This window comes from Inquilinus sp. NPDC058860 (genome assembly GCF_042743185.1).
GTDB lineage: Bacteria > Pseudomonadota > Alphaproteobacteria > DSM-16000 > Inquilinaceae > Inquilinus.
This window is the reverse complement of record NZ_JBHYMS010000020.1, coordinates 1-15593: the sequence shown is the minus strand read 5'-3', so window position 1 is coordinate 15593 and position 15593 is coordinate 1. Positions and strand designations below refer to the sequence as shown.

16 protein-coding genes are annotated in these 15593 nt (G+C 72.7%); 14 read left to right on the top strand and 2 right to left on the bottom strand.

The features are described from left to right. Window positions 1-4: 4 nt before the first annotated feature. The 14 genes from ACFW16_RS15845 to ACFW16_RS15780 all read left to right on the top strand — a co-directional run bounded on the left by ACFW16_RS15845 (window position 5) and on the right by ACFW16_RS15780 (window position 13161). On the top strand, window positions 5-895 hold the full coding sequence (locus ACFW16_RS15845; protein ID WP_380306585.1) for a polysaccharide deacetylase family protein: 891 nt from the start codon (window positions 5-7) through the stop codon (window positions 893-895). Further along, entirely contained in the window at window positions 892-2445 is a 1554-nt protein-coding gene (locus ACFW16_RS15840; RefSeq protein WP_380306583.1) for a gamma-glutamyltransferase, read from the top strand. The genes ACFW16_RS15845 and ACFW16_RS15840 overlap by 4 nt, the downstream gene beginning before the upstream one ends. Further along, on the top strand, window positions 2435-3418 hold the full coding sequence (locus ACFW16_RS15835) for an ABC transporter ATP-binding protein (RefSeq protein WP_380306581.1): 984 nt from the start codon (window positions 2435-2437) through the stop codon (window positions 3416-3418). The genes ACFW16_RS15840 and ACFW16_RS15835 overlap by 11 nt, the downstream gene beginning before the upstream one ends. Beyond that, window positions 3415-4374, top strand: coding sequence for an ABC transporter ATP-binding protein (locus ACFW16_RS15830; RefSeq protein ID WP_380306579.1), 960 nt, complete (start codon window positions 3415-3417; stop codon window positions 4372-4374). Before ACFW16_RS15835 ends, ACFW16_RS15830 begins: the two co-directional genes overlap by 4 nt. A 144-nt stretch (window positions 4375-4518) precedes the next feature. Further along, the gene (locus ACFW16_RS15825; protein ID WP_380306577.1) at window positions 4519-5583 is read left to right on the top strand and encodes an extracellular solute-binding protein; all 1065 of its coding nucleotides are present in this window, start codon (window positions 4519-4521) and stop codon (window positions 5581-5583) included. Window positions 5584-5707: 124 nt separating this feature from the next. After that, on the top strand, window positions 5708-6631 hold the full coding sequence (locus ACFW16_RS15820) for a triphosphoribosyl-dephospho-CoA synthase (RefSeq protein ID WP_380306575.1): 924 nt from the start codon (window positions 5708-5710) through the stop codon (window positions 6629-6631). Then, a complete protein-coding gene (locus ACFW16_RS15815; protein ID WP_380306573.1) occupies window positions 6619-6912 on the top strand; it encodes a malonate decarboxylase subunit delta in 294 nt (97 codons plus the stop codon). The genes ACFW16_RS15820 and ACFW16_RS15815 overlap by 13 nt, the downstream gene beginning before the upstream one ends. Beyond that, a complete protein-coding gene (locus ACFW16_RS15810; protein ID WP_380306571.1) occupies window positions 6909-7754 on the top strand; it encodes a biotin-independent malonate decarboxylase subunit beta in 846 nt (281 codons plus the stop codon). Before ACFW16_RS15815 ends, ACFW16_RS15810 begins: the two co-directional genes overlap by 4 nt. Then, window positions 7751-8578, top strand: a complete 828-nt coding sequence (gene mdcE / locus ACFW16_RS15805) for a biotin-independent malonate decarboxylase subunit gamma (protein ID WP_380306569.1) — start codon at window positions 7751-7753, stop codon at window positions 8576-8578. Before ACFW16_RS15810 ends, mdcE begins: the two co-directional genes overlap by 4 nt. A 190-nt stretch (window positions 8579-8768) precedes the next feature. After that, window positions 8769-9413, top strand: a complete 645-nt coding sequence (locus ACFW16_RS15800) for a malonate decarboxylase holo-ACP synthase (RefSeq protein WP_380306567.1) — start codon at window positions 8769-8771, stop codon at window positions 9411-9413. Continuing rightward, window positions 9410-10339 (top strand): malonate decarboxylase subunit epsilon, encoded by a 930-nt coding sequence (gene mdcH, locus ACFW16_RS15795; protein ID WP_380306566.1) that lies wholly within the window; start codon window positions 9410-9412, stop codon window positions 10337-10339. Before ACFW16_RS15800 ends, mdcH begins: the two co-directional genes overlap by 4 nt. 191 nt (window positions 10340-10530) lie before the next feature. Continuing rightward, on the top strand, window positions 10531-11418 hold the full coding sequence (yghX, locus tag ACFW16_RS15790; protein ID WP_380306564.1) for a YghX family hydrolase: 888 nt from the start codon (window positions 10531-10533) through the stop codon (window positions 11416-11418). An 86-nt stretch (window positions 11419-11504) separates the two neighbouring features. Continuing rightward, entirely contained in the window at window positions 11505-12194 is a 690-nt protein-coding gene (locus tag ACFW16_RS15785) for a 4-carboxy-4-hydroxy-2-oxoadipate aldolase/oxaloacetate decarboxylase (protein WP_380306562.1), read from the top strand. Between the two features lie 4 nt (window positions 12195-12198). Next, window positions 12199-13161, top strand: coding sequence for a catechol 2,3-dioxygenase (locus ACFW16_RS15780; RefSeq protein ID WP_380306560.1), 963 nt, complete (start codon window positions 12199-12201; stop codon window positions 13159-13161). A gap of 11 nt (window positions 13162-13172) precedes the next feature. Here ACFW16_RS15780 and ACFW16_RS15775 read toward each other — a convergent pair whose 3' ends face one another. Together ACFW16_RS15775 and ACFW16_RS15770 are read right to left on the bottom strand one after the other, a co-directional pair. Next, window positions 13173-14138 carry a hydroxyacid dehydrogenase gene (locus tag ACFW16_RS15775; protein WP_380306558.1) on the bottom strand — a complete coding sequence of 322 codons (966 nt, stop codon included), beginning with the start codon at window positions 14136-14138 and terminating at the stop codon, window positions 13173-13175. After that, window positions 14135-15463 carry an MFS transporter gene (locus tag ACFW16_RS15770; protein WP_380306556.1) on the bottom strand — a complete coding sequence of 443 codons (1329 nt, stop codon included), beginning with the start codon at window positions 15461-15463 and terminating at the stop codon, window positions 14135-14137. Before ACFW16_RS15770 ends, ACFW16_RS15775 begins: the two co-directional genes overlap by 4 nt. Window positions 15464-15593 lie beyond the last annotated feature (130 nt).

Here is a 15593-nt window from a genome sequence, read left to right as displayed (position 1 = left end):
TCCGATGGTCCAGCCCTGGCCGCGCTATCAATGGCCGCAAGGCCGCGACAGCGCCTTCTGCTTCACCGTCGATGTCGACGCGGATTCGCCCTATCTCTGGCAGCAGCGGGCGCCGGAGGCGACGCGCTCGCTGGGCCAGCTGGAGCAGCGGCGCTTCGGCCCGCGGATGGGCATCTGGCGGCTGCTCGACCTGCTCGACCGCTTCGGCGTCAAGGGCAGCTTCTTCGTGCCCGGCGCGGTGGCCGAGGCCAACCCCGAGCTGCTGCCGGCCTTCCTGCAGCGCGGCCACGAGATCGGCCTGCACGGCTTCTTCCACGAGATCGTGGCGCAGAGCAGCGACGCCGAGTTCACCGGCGCGCTGGAGGCGGCGATCGAGGTGTTTCGGCGCCAGACCGGCGCGGTGCCGAAGGGCTTCCGGTCGCCGGCCTGGGAGATGACCCCGCACATGCTGGCGGAGGTCCGCCGGCACGGCTTCTGGGACAGCTCGCTGGCGGGCGCCGACCACCCCTATGAGATCGACGGGGTGGTCGAGGTGCCGGTGCAATGGGCGATCGACGACGCCGTGTTCTTCAAGTTCTCCGGCGGCGGCACCGACCAGTGGCCGCCCGAGGCGCCGGGGCCGATCCTGGAGGGCTGGCTGGACGAGTGGGAAGGCCTGCGCCGCCTGAACGGCCTGTTCATGCTGACCGTGCATGACTGGATCTCCGGCCGCGCCCAGCGGCTGCGGCTGTTGGAACGCCTGCTGGAGCGGATCACCACGGCGCCCGGCGTCTGGATCGCCACGGTCGGCGAGGTCGCGGCGTATCACGCCGGGTCGGCCAATGCCGGGCGCTTCGTCGCCGCCTCCGCCATCCCCGGCCCGGTCGAGCCGCGCCGCTTCGGGCGCACGGCATGAATGTGAGCGGGCGCAAGACCGAGATCCGCAGCCGCCACGGCCTGGTCGCGGCCCAGCATCGCTATGCCGCCGAGGCCGGCGCGGCGGTGCTGGCCCGCGGCGGCAACGCCATGGATGCGGCGGTGGTGGCGGCGCTGGTGCTGAGCGTGGTCGAGCCCTGGCTGTCCGGCGTCGGCGGCGGGGGCTTCCTGCTGCATGCCGACGGCTCGAGCGGCGCGGTCTCGGCGCTGGACTTCAACGTCCGGGCCCCGGCGGCGCTGGACCCGGCCGACTATCCGCTGGCGGGGGCCGACACCGGCAACTGGTTCCAGTGGCCGTCGGTGGTGGAGGACCGCAACCTGATCGGCGGCAGCTCGATCTGCATCCCCGGCGCCGTCGCCGGACTGGCCGCGGCGCTGGAGCGCTTCGGCAGCATCGGCTGGGACGAGGCGCTGGCGCCCGCCATCGACCATGCCGAGCGCGGGCTGGAGATCGACTGGTACGCCGCCTTCTGCCTGTCGATCGAGGCCGCGGCCCTGGCCCGCTTCGCGCCGACCGCCGCGCTGCTGCTGGAGAATGGCGAGGCCCCGAAGGCGGGGGATGGGAAGCACCGCCCGATGCCGGCCAAGGCGCGGATGCTGCGGCGGCTGGCGCGCGAGGGCGCCCGCGATTTCTACGAGGGCGAGACCGCGCGCGGCTTGGCGGCCGACCTGGCCGAGGCCGGGTCCCGCATCACCGCCGCCGACCTCGCCGCCTACCGGCCGCGCTGGACCGAGCCGCTGCGCGGCGCCTATCGCGGCCGGGATGTCTGGGCCATGCCGGGGCTGAGCGGCGGCCCGAGCCTGCTGGCGGCGCTGGAGCTGCTGGCGCCGCGAACCGCCTGGGGCGATCGGCCGGATGCGCGGGCGGCGCTGGCCTATGCCCGCGCGGCGCGCGAGGCTTATCGCCGCCGCCTGACAGGTATGGGCCATGCCGGCCTGGCCCGCGACCCCGGCTGCACCAGCCACGTCTCCGTGGTCGACGCGCAAGGCAACTTCGTCTCGCTGACCAACACCCTGCTGTCCCGCTTCGGGTCGAAGGTGGCGCTGCCTGCCGCGGGCATCCTGATGAACAACGGCATGATGTGGTTCGACCCGCGGCCGGGCCAGCCGAACTCGATGGTCGGAGGCGCCCAGCCGCTGGCGAACATGTGCCCGCTGATCCTGGGCCGCGGCGGCCGGCCGGAGCTGGCGATCGGCGCTGCCGGCGGCCGGTCGATCTTCCCGGCCCTGCTGCAGTTGATCTCCTATCTCGTCGACTACGGGATGACGCTGGAGGAGGCGTTCCACACGCCGCGCGTCGATGCCAGCACGCCGACCATCAAGGTGAACGCCCAGGCCGCGCCGGATGTCGCCGCCACGGTCGCCCGCGACTTCCCGGTCGAGATCGTCGAGGACACGCTGTATCCGGTGAACTTCGCCATCGCCTCGGCCGCCTCACACGATCCGGAGACCGGAGAGACGGTCGGCATGGCGCATCCGACCAGCCCGTGGTCCGGCGTTGCGGTCGGAGGGCCGGCCGATGGCGGCTGAGGCGCCCCTTCTCGCCATCGACGGGCTCAAGGTCGCCATCGGCGGCCGGTCGGTGGTCGACGGGGTGTCGCTGTCGATCCGCCGCGGCGAGGTGCTGGCCCTGGTCGGCGAAAGCGGCTGCGGCAAGAGCCTGACCGCCCTGTCGGTGCTGCGCCTGCTGCCGGCCGCCGCGCGCGTCGCCAGCGGCACCGTGGCCATGGACGGCACCGATCTTCTGGCCTTGGACGAGGCCGCGCTGCGCGACCTGCGCGGCAACCGGGTGTCGGTGATCTTCCAGGAGCCGGTGGCGTCGCTGAACCCGCTGGTCCGGGTCGGCGACCAGGTGGCGGAGAGCCTGCGGCTGCATCGCGGCGCCTCGGCCGCGGCCGCCCGCACCGAGGCCGTGGCCATGCTGGCCCGGGTCGGCATCGCCGATCCGGAGCGCCGCGCCGGGCAGTTCCCCTTCGAGCTGTCGGGCGGCATGTGCCAGCGGGTGATGATCGCGTCCGCCCTGATCTGCCGGCCGGAGATCCTGATCGCCGACGAGCCGACCACGGCGCTGGACGTCACCATCCAGGCGCAGATCCTGGACCTGCTGAAGTCGCTGCGGGCCGAAGCCGGCAGCGCCATCCTGCTGATCACCCACGACATGGGCGTGGTCGCAGACATGGCCGACCGGGTGGCGGTGATGTATGGCGGCACGGTGGTCGAGAGCGGGCCGGTCGACGCCATCTTCGACGCCCCGGCCCACCCCTACACCCGGCTGCTGCTGGCCACCGTGCCGCGGCTGGATGGCCCGCGCCGCGAGGAGCTGAAGACCATCGCCGGCGCCGTGCCGGACGCGGCGCACTGGCCGCAGGGCTGCCGCTTCCGCACCCGCTGCCCGCTGGCCGATGAGCGCTGCGCCGAGGCGCCGCCGCTGGAGCCGGCGACGGGCGATGCCGGCCACCTGGCCGCGTGCTGGCACGGCGACCGCGTGGGGGCGCTGGCATGAGCCTGCTCTCCGTCCGCGACCTGGCGGTGCATTTCCCGGTCCGCGGCGCCGCCAAGGGCGCCGTGGTCAAGGCGGTGGACGGCATCTCGCTGGACCTCGAGGCCGGCCGCACCCTGGCGCTGGTCGGCGAGAGCGGCTGCGGCAAGTCGACCACCGGCTACGCCATCCTGGGGCTGGAGCGGGCGACGCGCGGCACCGTCACCTTCGAGGGCCGCGACGTCACCCATGCCGCCCCGGCCGAGCGCCGCGCTTTGGCCGGCGCCATGCAGATCGTGTTCCAGGACCCGAGCGCCGCGCTGGACCCGAAGATGCGGATCGACGCCAGCATCGCCGAGCCGCTGGCGATCCGCGGCACGCCCGGTGCCGAGCGGCGCCGCAGGGTGGCGGAGCTGCTGGACCTGGTCGGACTGCCCGGATCCTATGCGCAGCGCTATCCGAACGAGCTGTCGGGCGGGCAGCGCCAGCGGGTGGTGATCGCCCGGGCCCTGGCGCTGTCGCCGAAGCTCATGGTCTGCGACGAGCCGGTCTCGGCGCTCGACGTCTCGATCCGCTCGCAGATCCTGAACCTGCTGGTGCGGCTGCAGGACCAGCTCGGCCTGGCCTATCTGTTCATCAGCCACGACCTGTCGGTGGTGCGCCACATCGCCGACCGGGTGGCGGTGATGTATCTCGGCACCATCGTCGAGCAGGGCGACACCGACGCCGTCTTCGCGGCGCCGCGCCACCCCTACACCGAGGCGCTGCTGTCGGCGATCCCGCTGCCCGACCCGCGGGCGCAGCGGCAGCGCCGCAAGATCATCCTGTCCGGCGACCTGCCGAGCCCGCTGGCGACGCCGGCCGGCTGCCCCTTCGTCAGCCGCTGCCCGATCCGGGTGGAGGATTGCGCCACGACCCGCCCGGCGCTGCGCCCGGCCGATGGCGGCACCGAGGCGGCCTGCCTGGTCCGGGCGGGATAGCCTGGGAAATCTTATCGGGCGATAAGAAAAACCCGTTAGACGGGGTGGGCCGCCTGCCCCAGCGTGTCCCTGCCGCCGGCGATCGACCGGCGCCCGCAGACCGCCCCCGACGGCGGCCGCCACGGCACAAACAGGGACACGACCATGACACTCGCCTCCTGCGCGCGATCCCTTTGTCTCGCCTCCATCCTGGCCATCACCGCGACCGGCGCGGTCCACGCCGCCCAGATCACGGTCATGGGCTATCGCGGCGAGTTCCAGGAGAACTACACCAAGGCGGTGATCGAGCCGTTCCAGGCCGCCCATCCGGACATCACCGTGACCTATTACGGCGTCCAGAACGCGGCCACGGCGCTGGGCCTGATGCGGGCGCAGAAGGACGCGCCGCAGGTCGACGCCGTGATCTTCGACCTGTCGGTCGCCAAGATCGCCCGGGACGAAGGGCTGATCGCCGAGGGCGACCCGGCGCGGCTGACCAACCTGGCCCATCTCGGCGATCTCGGCCGCGACCTCGGCACCTTCGCCCCGCCGATCACCTATGACACGCTGGCCCTGCTGTACAATGCCGAGACCTTCCCGGCCGCGCCGACCAGCTGGACCGCGCTGTGGGACCAGGCGCAGGCCGGCAAGATCATCGTGCCGGCCCAGGGCGGCGGCGACATCCAGGCGATCGCGCTGACCCTGATCGCCAACCGCATGGCCGGCGCCGAGGACTACCGCCAGGGCGTCGGGCCCGGCGTCGACAAGCTGGTCGAGATGGCGCCCTTGATCCAGACCTGGGAACCGAAGCCCGACGCCTACACCCTGGTCGCCAACGGCACCGCCACGCTGGCGATCGGCTGGAACGCGCGCAGCCAGTTCTACGCCGACCAGACCGAGGGCCGGCTGGGGTCGGTGGCGCCGGCGGAGGGCACCATCACCCAGGTCAATGTGATCAGCCTGATCGCCAACTCGCCGAACCGCGAGGCGGCCGAGACCTTCATGGATTACGCGCTGGGGGCCGAGGCGCAGAAGCGCTTCTCCGAGGCGATGTTCTACGCGCCCTCGAACAAGGACGCCGCGATCCCGCCCGAGACCGGCAAGCGCATCCCGCTGCTGGACCCGGCGCAGAAGGCCAAGCTGGTGCCGATCGACTGGATGACCATCGGCGACATGCGGGAGTCGATCCTGGCCCCCTGGCGCCGCCAGATCATCCCGGCCAGCCGCTAGGCCGATCCAGGGCACCGGCCGAAGTTCAACGAGTCCCCCCTCCCCTCGCGGGAGGGGGATAGGGGGAGGGGGTTCTCTCCGCTCGATCCGGCCAGGATCCTGACACATCGGCCTATCCGGCACCTTGCCCATTCGCGCGCGGACGCGCGCAGACCCCTCCCCCTACCCCCCTCCCGCAGGGGGAGGGGGGACTAGAACAGAACGGCATGCGAATGCCATAGGTCCCCACGCTCTCGCCGACCTCGCCGTCTGGGCGCTGGTCGAGGAGGCGGAGTTGACGCCGAAGCCCGGGCTGGTCGACCGGCGCGGCCCCGGCGCGCATCGCGACCTCGACCTGGAGACGCTGCGCCGCAGCGCCCGCGCCCTGCGGTCCGCATTCCGCGCCATGGCCGAGGTTGCTCAAGGCCGTGCGCCGGACCAGGCGCTGCGCGAAGAGCTGGCCGCGATCGGCCGTGCCGGCGAAACCCGCATGATGGCGGCGACCGGCGGCAGCAACGCCCATCGCGGCGCGATCTGGGCGCTGGGTCTGCTGCTGGCCGGGGCGGTGATCGCCGGCCCCGGCGACCCCTGCCGGATCGCCGGCGCGGCGGCTGCCATCGCGCAATGGCCCGACCGCTTCGCGCCGCGTCACACCAGCAACGGCGAGCAGGTGCGGCAGGCGCATGGCGCGGCCGGCGCCCGCGGCGAGGCGCAGGCCGGCTTCCCGCATGTGGTCGCGATCGCCCTCCCCGCCCTGCGGGCCAGCCGCGCCGCCGGGGCCACCGAGGAGGAAGCCCGGCTGGACGCGTTGCTGGCCGTGATGGCGTCGCTGGACGACACCTGCCTGCTGCATCGCGGCGGCCGCCCTGCCCTGCAGGCGGCACAGTCCGGCGCCTGCGCCGTGCTGGCGGCCGGCGGCACCGCCACCCCGGCCGGCCGCGCGGCGCTGCAGGCGCTCGACGCCGACCTCCTGTCCCGCTGGGTGTCGCCCGGCGGATCGGCGGACCTGCTGGCCGCCGCCCTGTTCCTCGACCGCATCGACCGGAGCTTCGCCCCATGGAACGCCTGAGCTTCGACTATCCCGCGACGACGCCCGTGCCGAAGCGCGCCCATGTCGGCGTCGTCGGCTCCGGCAATCTCGAGGTGCTGATCGAGCCCTCGCCGGACGGCCAGGCGCATATCCGCGTCACCACCAGCGTCGACGGCTACGGCGCGGTGTGGCGGGCGGTGCTGGACCGCTTCATCGCCCGCCACGGCGTCGCCGCCGCGGTCGAGATCAACGATTTCGGCGCCACGCCCGGCATGGTGGCGCTGCGCCTGGAGCAGGCGGTGGAGGCGGCGAAGTCATGAACGCCATCGCAAGCCGCAACAGCTTCATCGAGCTGACCGCCCGCGACCGCGCCCGCGCACTGCTGGACGAGGGCAGCGTCCGCGAGATCCTGGGGCCGTTCGACCGACTGGTCTCGCCCTGGCTGCCGCTGCAGGGCATCGTCGCCCAGTCCGACGACGGGGTGGTGCTGGCCCGCGGCCGCATCGGCGGCCGGCCGGCGGTGGTGGCCGCGATCGAGAGCGCCTATCAGGGCGGCAGCATGGGCGAGGTCGCCGGCGCCAAGATCGCCGGTGCGCTGGAGCGGGCGCTGGCCGACCATGAGCGCGGCATCCCGACCCGGCCGGTGATCCTGTTCGAGACCGGCGGCGTGCGGCTGCAGGAGGCCAATCTCGGCCTCGCCGCCATCGCCGAGATCCAGGCCGCCATCCTGGCGCTGCGGCCGCATGTGCCGGTGGTCGGAATCGTCTCCGGCATGGTCGGCTGCTTCGGCGGCATGTCGCTGGCGGCGGCGCTGTGCAGCACGCTGATCGTCACCCGGCAGGCCCGGCTGGGCATGAACGGGCCGGAGGTGATCGAGCAGGAGGCCGGGATCGAGGAGCTGGATTCCTCCGACCGCAAGCTGATCTGGAGCCTGATCGGCGGCGAGCAGCGCCGCGCCGCCGGCTTCGTCGACGCGCTGGTCGCGGACGATGCCGGGACGATCGCCGACGCCGTGCGCGCCGCCTTCAGCGCCGGGCTGCCGAAGCAGCATCGCAGCGCGGCGGCCGAGCTGTACCGGGCGCGGCTGGCGGCGATCGACCCGGCCGCGCCGCCGACGCCGGAACGGCTGAGAGAATTGTGGGGCGAGGAGAGCGTGTCATGAGCACGATGTCTTCCGACAGCCGGGGCCGGATCTGGCTTTCGGCCCTGGCCGGCCCGGGAAGCGCCGTCGACGGCACCTCGACCGTACTGGCCGCCGACGCGCCGCTGGGCGGCGAGACCGCCCGCTTCATCGCGGTGGTGCCCGACCCGGCCAACCGCTTCCCGCGGGCCCGGCACGGCGAGGTCGGGCTGGACGAGGGCTGGGGCCTGGCCGCGGCGGTGCGGGCCGCGATCGAAGCCGACCGGGACGGCGCCAAACGCCCGATCGTCGCGGTGGTCGACGTGACCAGCCAGGCCTATGGACGGCAGGAGGAGATGCTGGGCATCCACCTGGCCTGCGCCGCGGCGGCCGACGCCTATGCCACGGCCCGGCTCGCCGGGCATCCGGTGGTGGCGCTGCTGGTCGGCAAGGCGATGTCCGGCGCCTTCCTGGCCCATGGCTACCAGGCCAACCGGATCCTGGCGCTGGCCGATGACGGCGTGCTGGTGCATGCGATGGGCCGCGAGGCCGCGGCACGCGTCACCCGCCGCACGGTCGCCGAGCTCGACCGGCTGGGCGAGCAGATCCCGCCGATGGCCTACGGCATCCGCGCCTATGCCGGGCTCGGGCTGCTGCACCGGCTGATCGAAGGAGTCTCGGCGGAGGCGCCGGACGCCGCCGATGTCGAACGGGTGCGGGCCGAGCTGGCGGCGGCGGTGGCCGACATCCGCACTTCGGGCCGCCGCAACCTGTCCTCGCGCCTGGCCTCACCGGAGGCGCGGCAGGGTCGCGCCGCCTCGATCGAGGTGCGCCGGCGCCTGGCCGAGCAATGGGACGCCGAGTGAGATGAACGAAGACGGGAACAACAGCCTGCTTCATGAGTCCCCCCTCCCCTCGCGGGAGGGGGATAGGGGGAGGGAGTTCTCTCCGCTCGCTCAACACGCTGGCGGATCTGCCCCGCGATCCTTTTCCCATTCGCGCGCGGACGCGCGCAGACCCCTCCCCCTGCCCCCCTCCCGCAAGGGGAGGGGGGACTTGGAAGAAGCGGGCGCTGCCCCGCTTGCCGGACCGTTTCAACCGCACGACCTGCTGCGAGTCGATACTGCAGCCGTCATCGAGCTGGCTGGCAACCTGCCCGGCTGGACGGCAGCGTCGCTGGCGGCGGCGCCTTGGGTGGTGGTGCGCCGGGCGCTGCCCTTCGGCGGCCTGCTGCCGGTCGGAATCCGCGGGCACGGCCGCTCCGAACGGTGCGCCGCCTGGCTGTCGCCGGCCACGGTCGTCGAGTGCCGCACGCCGCAGGACTTGGCCGCAGCCCGCACCTGGCGGGGGCATCCGCGCCGGACCGAAATCCCGGCGCTGGCCGCGCTCGATGCCGTCGCCGCCCTGCTCGCCGGATCGGGCTGGGGCCCGGCCGGCAGCATCGGCTTCGAGCTCGCCACCGGTCATCCCGCGGCGCATCCGAAGAGCGATCTCGACATCGTCCTGCGCGCGCCGGGCCGGATCGGCCGCGGCGAGGCCGGCCGCCTGCTCGCCGCCCTGGCTGCGTTGCCGGCCGACATCGCGGTGGAGACGCCGCTCGGCGCCTGCAGCCTGGCCGAGATCGCCGCCGGCGGCGCAGCGGTGGTCAAGACGCTCCAGGGGCCGCGGCTGGTCCGCAATCCCTGGGTCGAGCCCGCATGAGCCTCGCCTTCCTGTTCCCCGGCCAGGGCGCGCAGAGCCCCGGCTTCCTGCACCGCCTGCCGGACCATCCGGCCGTCACGGCCACGTTGCAGGAGGCAGGCGCCGTGCTCGGGCTGGACGTCCTGACGCTGGACGAAGGCGCCGCCCTGCAATCGACGGTGTCGGTGCAGACCGGCCTGACCGTCGCCGGCGTGGCCGCGGCGCGGGCCCTTGCGGCGGAGGGCGTCGTCCCCGCCATGGTCGCGGGCCTGTCGGTCGGGTCCTTCGCCGCCGCGGTGACGGCCGGGGCGATCGGCTTCGCCGACGCGCTGCGCCTGGTCGACCGCCGGGCGCGGCTGATGGAGCAGGCCTGCCCGGCCGGATTCGGCATGGTCGCGGTGACCGGCCTGCCGCAGCGCCGGGTCGAGGCGATCGTCGGCGCGATCCACGGCGCGGCCGCGCCGCTGTACCTCGCCAACCTCAACGGACCGGCGGAGTTCGTGCTGAGCGGCGCCGACGCCGCGCTGGACCGGGCGATCGAGGCGGCCCGGCAGGCCGGCGCCCGGCGGGCGGAGCGGCTGGCCGTGGCCGTGCCGTCGCATGCGCCGCTGATGGACGGGGCGGCGGCGGCGCTGGCGGCGGAGGCCGAGGCGGTGCCGGTCGCGACGCCGCGCATCGCCATGGTCGGCAACCGCCGGGCCCGGATGCTGCGCGATGCCGCCGGAGTGCGGGAGGAGCTGGCGACCAACCTGGCCCATCCGGTGCGCTGGTCCGACAGCGTCGCGCTGATGGTCGAGCACGGCGCCGCCGTCCTGCTGGAGATGCCTCCGGGCGACGTCCTGACCCGGCTGACCGCTTCGGAGCATCCCGGGCTGACCGGCCGCGCCATGGACGGCCTGTCGCCGGCGGGCGCCCGGGCCCTGGTTGCCCGCGTCCGCGAGCCATAGGCGCCGTCGGCCCGAGGAGCCGGCCTCCGGTTCGGAGGTCAGGCGGTCCTGGTCGAGCGCCCCCTCCTGCCGCCGCCGCGGGCGTGAGGGCAATGCCGACGCCGCGCGAGCGACGGTTCCGGCCGCGACGAACGTGAGGTGGGTTAGCCGCTTCGGGATTCGCGAAGCGGCCTGGAAAGGGGGAACGCACCATGACCCGTCTCACGGCCAAGGATTTCCAGCCGGAGCTGCTCGAGCTCTACGACTTCTACGTCCATGGGAAGATCACCAAGCGCGAGTTCCTCGACCGCGCCGGCACCTTCGCCGTCGCCGGGCTGAGCGCGGCGGCCGTCCTGGCGTCGCTGAGCCCGAACTACGCGATGGCGCAGCAGGTCGCGTTCACCGACCCGGACATCGTCGCCGAGTACATCACCTACCAGTCGCCCGACGGCAATGGCGAGGTCCGCGCCTATCTGGTCCGCCCCGCCAAGGCCACCGGCCGGGTGGCGGGCGTGGTCGTGGTCCATGAGAACCGCGGCCTCAACCCCTATATCGAGGATGTGGCGCGGCGCGTGGCGAAGTCCGGCTTCGTCGCGCTCGCCCCCGACGGCCTGACCTCGGTCGGCGGCTATCCCGGCAACGACGACAAGGGCCGCGAGCTGCAGCAGAAGGTCGATCCCGCCAAGCTGATGAACGACTTCTTCGCCGCGGTCGAATTCCTGATGAAGAGCGAGCTGACGACCGGCAAGGTCGGCATCACCGGCTTCTGCTACGGCGGCGGCGTCGCCAACGCCGCGGCCGTGGCCTATCCCGAGCTCGGCGCCGCGGTGCCGTTCTACGGCCGGCAGGCGAAGCCGGAGGACGTGGCGCGGATCAAGGCGCCGCTGCTGCTGCACTACGCCGAGACCGACGCCAACATCAATGCCGGCTGGCCCGCCTACGAGGCCGCCCTGAAGGCCCAGGGCAAGACCTACGAAGCCTACATCTATCCCGGCACCAATCACGGCTTCCACAACGACTCCACGCCCCGCTATGACGAGGCCGCCGCCAAGCTGGCCTGGGACCGGACGATCGCGTGGTTCAAGCGTCACCTCGCGTGACGACCCTGTCCGGGCGACTTCGTCTGGCGCGCCGGCGGGATCATCGCCCTGCACGCCCTGTTACCGGAGGCATTGGAGGTGCTGGCATGAAGCCCGTCGTCGTCCGCAACATCCGCCGGGTCGAGCCGGAGGTCGCCCGGCGCCTCGCCGCCTGCGGGGTGTCGACCGTGCACGAGGCCATGGGGCGGGTCGGCCTGCTGAAGACCTATATGCGCCCGGTCTGGCCCGGTGCCGCGATCGCCGGCAGCGCCGTCACCGTGCTGGCCCAGCCCGGCGACAACTGGATGCTGCATGTCGCGGTCGAGCAGTGCCGGCCCGGCGACGTGCTGGTGGTGGCCTGCACCACCGACAACACCGACGGCATGTTCGGCGAGCTGCTGGCGACGTCGTTCCGCGCCCGCGGCGTGGCGGGGCTGGTGATCGACGCCGGCTGCCGCGACGTCAAGGCGCTGACCGAGATGCGCTTCCCGGTCTGGTCGCGCGCGATCTCGGCCAAGGGCACGGTCAAGGCGACGCTCGGCAGCGTCAACGTGCCGGTGGTCTGCGCCGGCGCCCATGTCGTGCCCGGCGATGCGATCGTCGCCGACGATGACGGGGTCGTCGTCGTGCCGCGCGCACAGGCCGCGGAGGTCTTGGCGCTGAGCGAGAAGCGCGTCGCCAACGAGGAGGAGAAGCGCGCCCGCCTGGCCGCCGGCGAGCTCGGGCTCGACATGTACAGGATGCGGGAGGCGCTGGCCGCCGCGGGTCTGACCTATGTCGACGAGCTGCCGGGCTGATCCGATGTCGCCCGAACCCAATCTCGACGTCGCGCATCTCGGCCATGTCGAGATCCTGAGCCCGGTGCCGGAGAAGAGCCTCGACTTCTTCGTCGACGTCATGGGCATGACGGTGAGCGGCCAGAAGGGCAGCTCCGTCCATCTGCGCGGCTGGGACGACTACGAGCGGACTTCGCTGGTGCTGACCGGGTCGAAGACCTCGGGCCTCGGCCACGCCGCCTTCCGCACCCGCAGCCCGCAGGCGCTGGAGCGGCGTGTCGCCGCGCTCAAGGGTTCCGGCCACGAGATCGGCTGGGCCGAGGACGAGCTCGGCCACGGCCCGGCCTATCGCTGCCATGACCCGGACGGGCACGTCATCGAGCTCTACTACGAGACCGAGTGGTACCAGGCGCCGGCGGAGCTGAAGCCGGCGCTGAAGAACCAGGCCCAGCGCTTTCCGGCCCGCGGCGTCAATGTCCGCCGCCTCGACCACTTCAACGGCCTCGCCGCCGACGTGAAGGCCAACCGGATCTTCTTCGAGACCTATCTCGGCGCCCGGCTGACCGAGCAGATCGTGCTGAACGACGGCACCGAGGCCGGGACGTGGCTGACCTTCACCAACAAGAGCTACGACTTCGCCTACACCAGGGACCACACCGGCACCCGGGGGCGCTTCCACCACGTCACCTACGCCCTGGATTCGCGCGAGGACATCCTGCGGGCGGCCGACATCTTCCTGGAGAACGGCGTCTTCATCGAGACCGGCCCGCACAAGCACGCGGTGCAGCAGACCTTCTTCCTCTATGTCTACGAGCCCGGCGGCAACCGCGTCGAGGTGGCGAATGCCGGGGCCCGCCTGGTCCTGGCGCCCGACTGGACGCCGATCGTCTGGACCGAGGAGGAGCGCAGGAAGGGCCAGGCCTGGGGCCTGAAGACGATCGACTCCTTCCACACCCACGGCACGCCGCCGGTCGGGCGGCCTCTCTGAAAGCCGACTGTTCAGCCGCGGACGACGTAGCGCGGATGCACCTCCTCGCCCCTCAGCAGCGCGAGGACGTTGCGCACCGTCTGCAGCGAGACCTCACGACGAGCCTCCTCGGTCACCCCGCCGACATGCGGCGAGACGATCACGGTGTCGAGCCGCCACAGCGGGTTGTCCGAGGCGGGCGGCTCGGGCGCGAAGGTGTCCAGCCCGGCACCGGCGATGGTCCCGGCCTGCAGGGCCTGCACCAAAGCGGGCTCGTCGACCACCTCGCCCCGCGCCGTGTTGATCAGGAACGCGGTCGGCTTCATCAGCCCCAGCTCCCGCGCCCCGATCAGCCCCCGGGTCCGGTCGGTCAGCGGGCAGTGCAGGCTGACGACGTCGCTCTCGCGCAGCAGCGTGTCGAGATCGGCCGCGCGCCCGACCACGGCACCGAAGGCCTCGTCCGGGGCGAAAGGGTCATAGGCCGCGACCCGCATGCCGATCGCATCGGCCATCCGGGCCAGGGCCTGGGCGATCAGCCCGATCCCGACCAGCCCGAGCCTGCGCCCGCGCAGCTCGTGCCCCCGATAGGACTTCTTCTCCCAGCCGCCCCCGCGGACGAAGGCGTCCTGCCGCCGGAGGTCCTTGATCAGGGCCAGCATCAGAGCCAAAGCGTGCTCGGCGACGGAATGGGCGTTGCAGCCGGTCGCGGCCAGCACCGGCAGGCCGAGGCGCCCGGCCGCCGCCACGTCGATGTCGTTGGTCCCGGCGCCGTGCTTCGCCACCACCCGCAGCCGGGGAGAGGCGCGCAGCACCGCCTCGTCGACCCGGTCGACCAGGCGGACGATCACCGCCTCCGGCTGGTGCTCGGCGAGCGTCGCGATCATCCGCTCCTTCGCCGGATAGGGCTCCGTGGCGATGGAGCTGACGCCCGCCTCTCGCAGCAATTCTTCCGCCTCCGGCGCCACCGGCCCGCCCAGGCTGACCACCGTGGCCCTCATGCCTGCTCTCCCGCGTCCTGGATCGGTTCCACCCTGGTGAGGAGGACCGCGTAGTTGACGATCCCCAGCACGCCGATCGCGGCGGAGAACACCAGGGCGGCGTTGAAGGAACCGGTGGCGGCGACGATGAAGCCGGTCACGACCGGCCCGACGATGCCGCCGAAATTCGACACCATGTTCTGCAGCCCGGCGACCGTCGACGTCATGTTGCGCGGCGAGACGTCGCCCGGCAGCGCCCAGACCTGCGAGGCGGCGACGGTGGTGCCCGCCTTGGCGATGCACAGCAGCAGCACGGTAAAGGTGACGGAGGTGGAGAACGGCGCCAGGCCGATGCACAGCGCCATCGCCAGCCCGCCGATCAGAAACAGCTTGCGGGTGGCGGTGAGCGACAGGCGCCCGCTGTGGACGATGCGGTCCGACAGCCAGCCGGCCAGGATCTCGAACACCAGCCCCGCCAGCAGCGGCAGCGAGGCGACCAGCCCCATGGTCAGGAAGCCCATCCCCTGCTCCTTCACCAGATAGGTCGGCAGCCAGGTGATGAAGAAGTAGGAGATGTAGTTGATGGTGAAGAAGCCGAGGCACATCGCCCAGATGTTCCGGTAGCGCAGCAGCTGGTACCAGCGCATCGGCATCGCGCCGCCCGTGCCGTGGCGCCGGGCCTGGCCGTCGCGGATGTGCCGCAGCTCCGCCGCGTTGACGCTGCCGTGCCCCTCCGGCGTCTCGGCGAAGAACCACCACCAGGCGGCGGTCCAGACCAGACCGACGGCGCCGATCACCACGAAAGTCAGCCGCCAGTCGAGGACCGAGATCATCCAGGCGATCAGCGGCATCGCCACCGCGCCGCCGAATTTCGAAGCGCTGTCGAACAGGGCGGAGATCGTCGCCCGCTCCCGGTCCGGGAACCATTTCGCGGCGATGCCGGCATTGGCCGGATAGGCCCCCGCCTCGCCGGCGCCGAGCGCCACGCGCAGCCCGAGCAGGGAGTAAAAGCCGGTGGCGAGGCCGCTGGCGGAGGTCGCCACCGACCACCAGGCGACGGCCGCCCCCAGCCCGATCTTCTGGCCGAACCGGTCGGCGAACCATCCCGCCGGGATCTGCAGCAGCGCGTAGGACCAGAAGAAGGCCGACATGATGATGCCCATCATGTCGGGCGCGATGCCGAGGTCCTGCGTCAGATGCGGCGCGGCCGCGGCCAGCACCGTGCGGTCGATGTAGTTGATGGCGATGGCGAGCCACATCAGCGCGGCCACGATCCATCGCACCCTGGTCCTGCCGCGCACGGCCGCGATCGCCGCGCCGCCGTCCCGGGTCGCGCTCTCAGTCATGTCCAGCCTTCTCTTGTCGATGGAGTTCGCGCCGGCTAGGGCCAATCGACATTCAGCCTTCCCAGAGCTGAATGGTGCTGAATCAATACGTTCCGGATTTGCTGATTCGGAGCGAAGGGATGGGGGTGAA

What these genes read in the sequence shown, in the direction of transcription:
- ACFW16_RS15845 (WP_380306585.1), top strand. Translation starts at nt 5, where the DNA reads ATGGTCCAGCCCTGGCCGCGCTATCAATGGCCGCAAGGCCGCGACAGC.
- ACFW16_RS15840 (WP_380306583.1), top strand. Translation starts at nt 892, where the DNA reads ATGAATGTGAGCGGGCGCAAGACCGAGATCCGCAGCCGCCACGGCCTG.
- ACFW16_RS15835 (WP_380306581.1), top strand. Translation starts at nt 2,435, where the DNA reads ATGGCGGCTGAGGCGCCCCTTCTCGCCATCGACGGGCTCAAGGTCGCC.
- ACFW16_RS15830 (WP_380306579.1), top strand. Translation starts at nt 3,415, where the DNA reads ATGAGCCTGCTCTCCGTCCGCGACCTGGCGGTGCATTTCCCGGTCCGC.
- ACFW16_RS15825 (WP_380306577.1), top strand. Translation starts at nt 4,519, where the DNA reads ATGACACTCGCCTCCTGCGCGCGATCCCTTTGTCTCGCCTCCATCCTG.
- ACFW16_RS15815 (WP_380306573.1), top strand. Translation starts at nt 6,619, where the DNA reads ATGGAACGCCTGAGCTTCGACTATCCCGCGACGACGCCCGTGCCGAAG.
- ACFW16_RS15810 (WP_380306571.1), top strand. Translation starts at nt 6,909, where the DNA reads ATGAACGCCATCGCAAGCCGCAACAGCTTCATCGAGCTGACCGCCCGC.
- mdcE (WP_380306569.1), top strand. Translation starts at nt 7,751, where the DNA reads ATGAGCACGATGTCTTCCGACAGCCGGGGCCGGATCTGGCTTTCGGCC.
- mdcH (WP_380306566.1), top strand. Translation starts at nt 9,410, where the DNA reads ATGAGCCTCGCCTTCCTGTTCCCCGGCCAGGGCGCGCAGAGCCCCGGC.
- yghX (WP_380306564.1), top strand. Translation starts at nt 10,531, where the DNA reads ATGACCCGTCTCACGGCCAAGGATTTCCAGCCGGAGCTGCTCGAGCTC.
- ACFW16_RS15785 (WP_380306562.1), top strand. Translation starts at nt 11,505, where the DNA reads ATGAAGCCCGTCGTCGTCCGCAACATCCGCCGGGTCGAGCCGGAGGTC.
- ACFW16_RS15780 (WP_380306560.1), top strand. Translation starts at nt 12,199, where the DNA reads ATGTCGCCCGAACCCAATCTCGACGTCGCGCATCTCGGCCATGTCGAG.
- ACFW16_RS15775 (WP_380306558.1), bottom strand. Translation starts at nt 14,138, where the DNA reads ATGAGGGCCACGGTGGTCAGCCTGGGCGGGCCGGTGGCGCCGGAGGCG.
- ACFW16_RS15770 (WP_380306556.1), bottom strand. Translation starts at nt 15,463, where the DNA reads ATGACTGAGAGCGCGACCCGGGACGGCGGCGCGGCGATCGCGGCCGTG.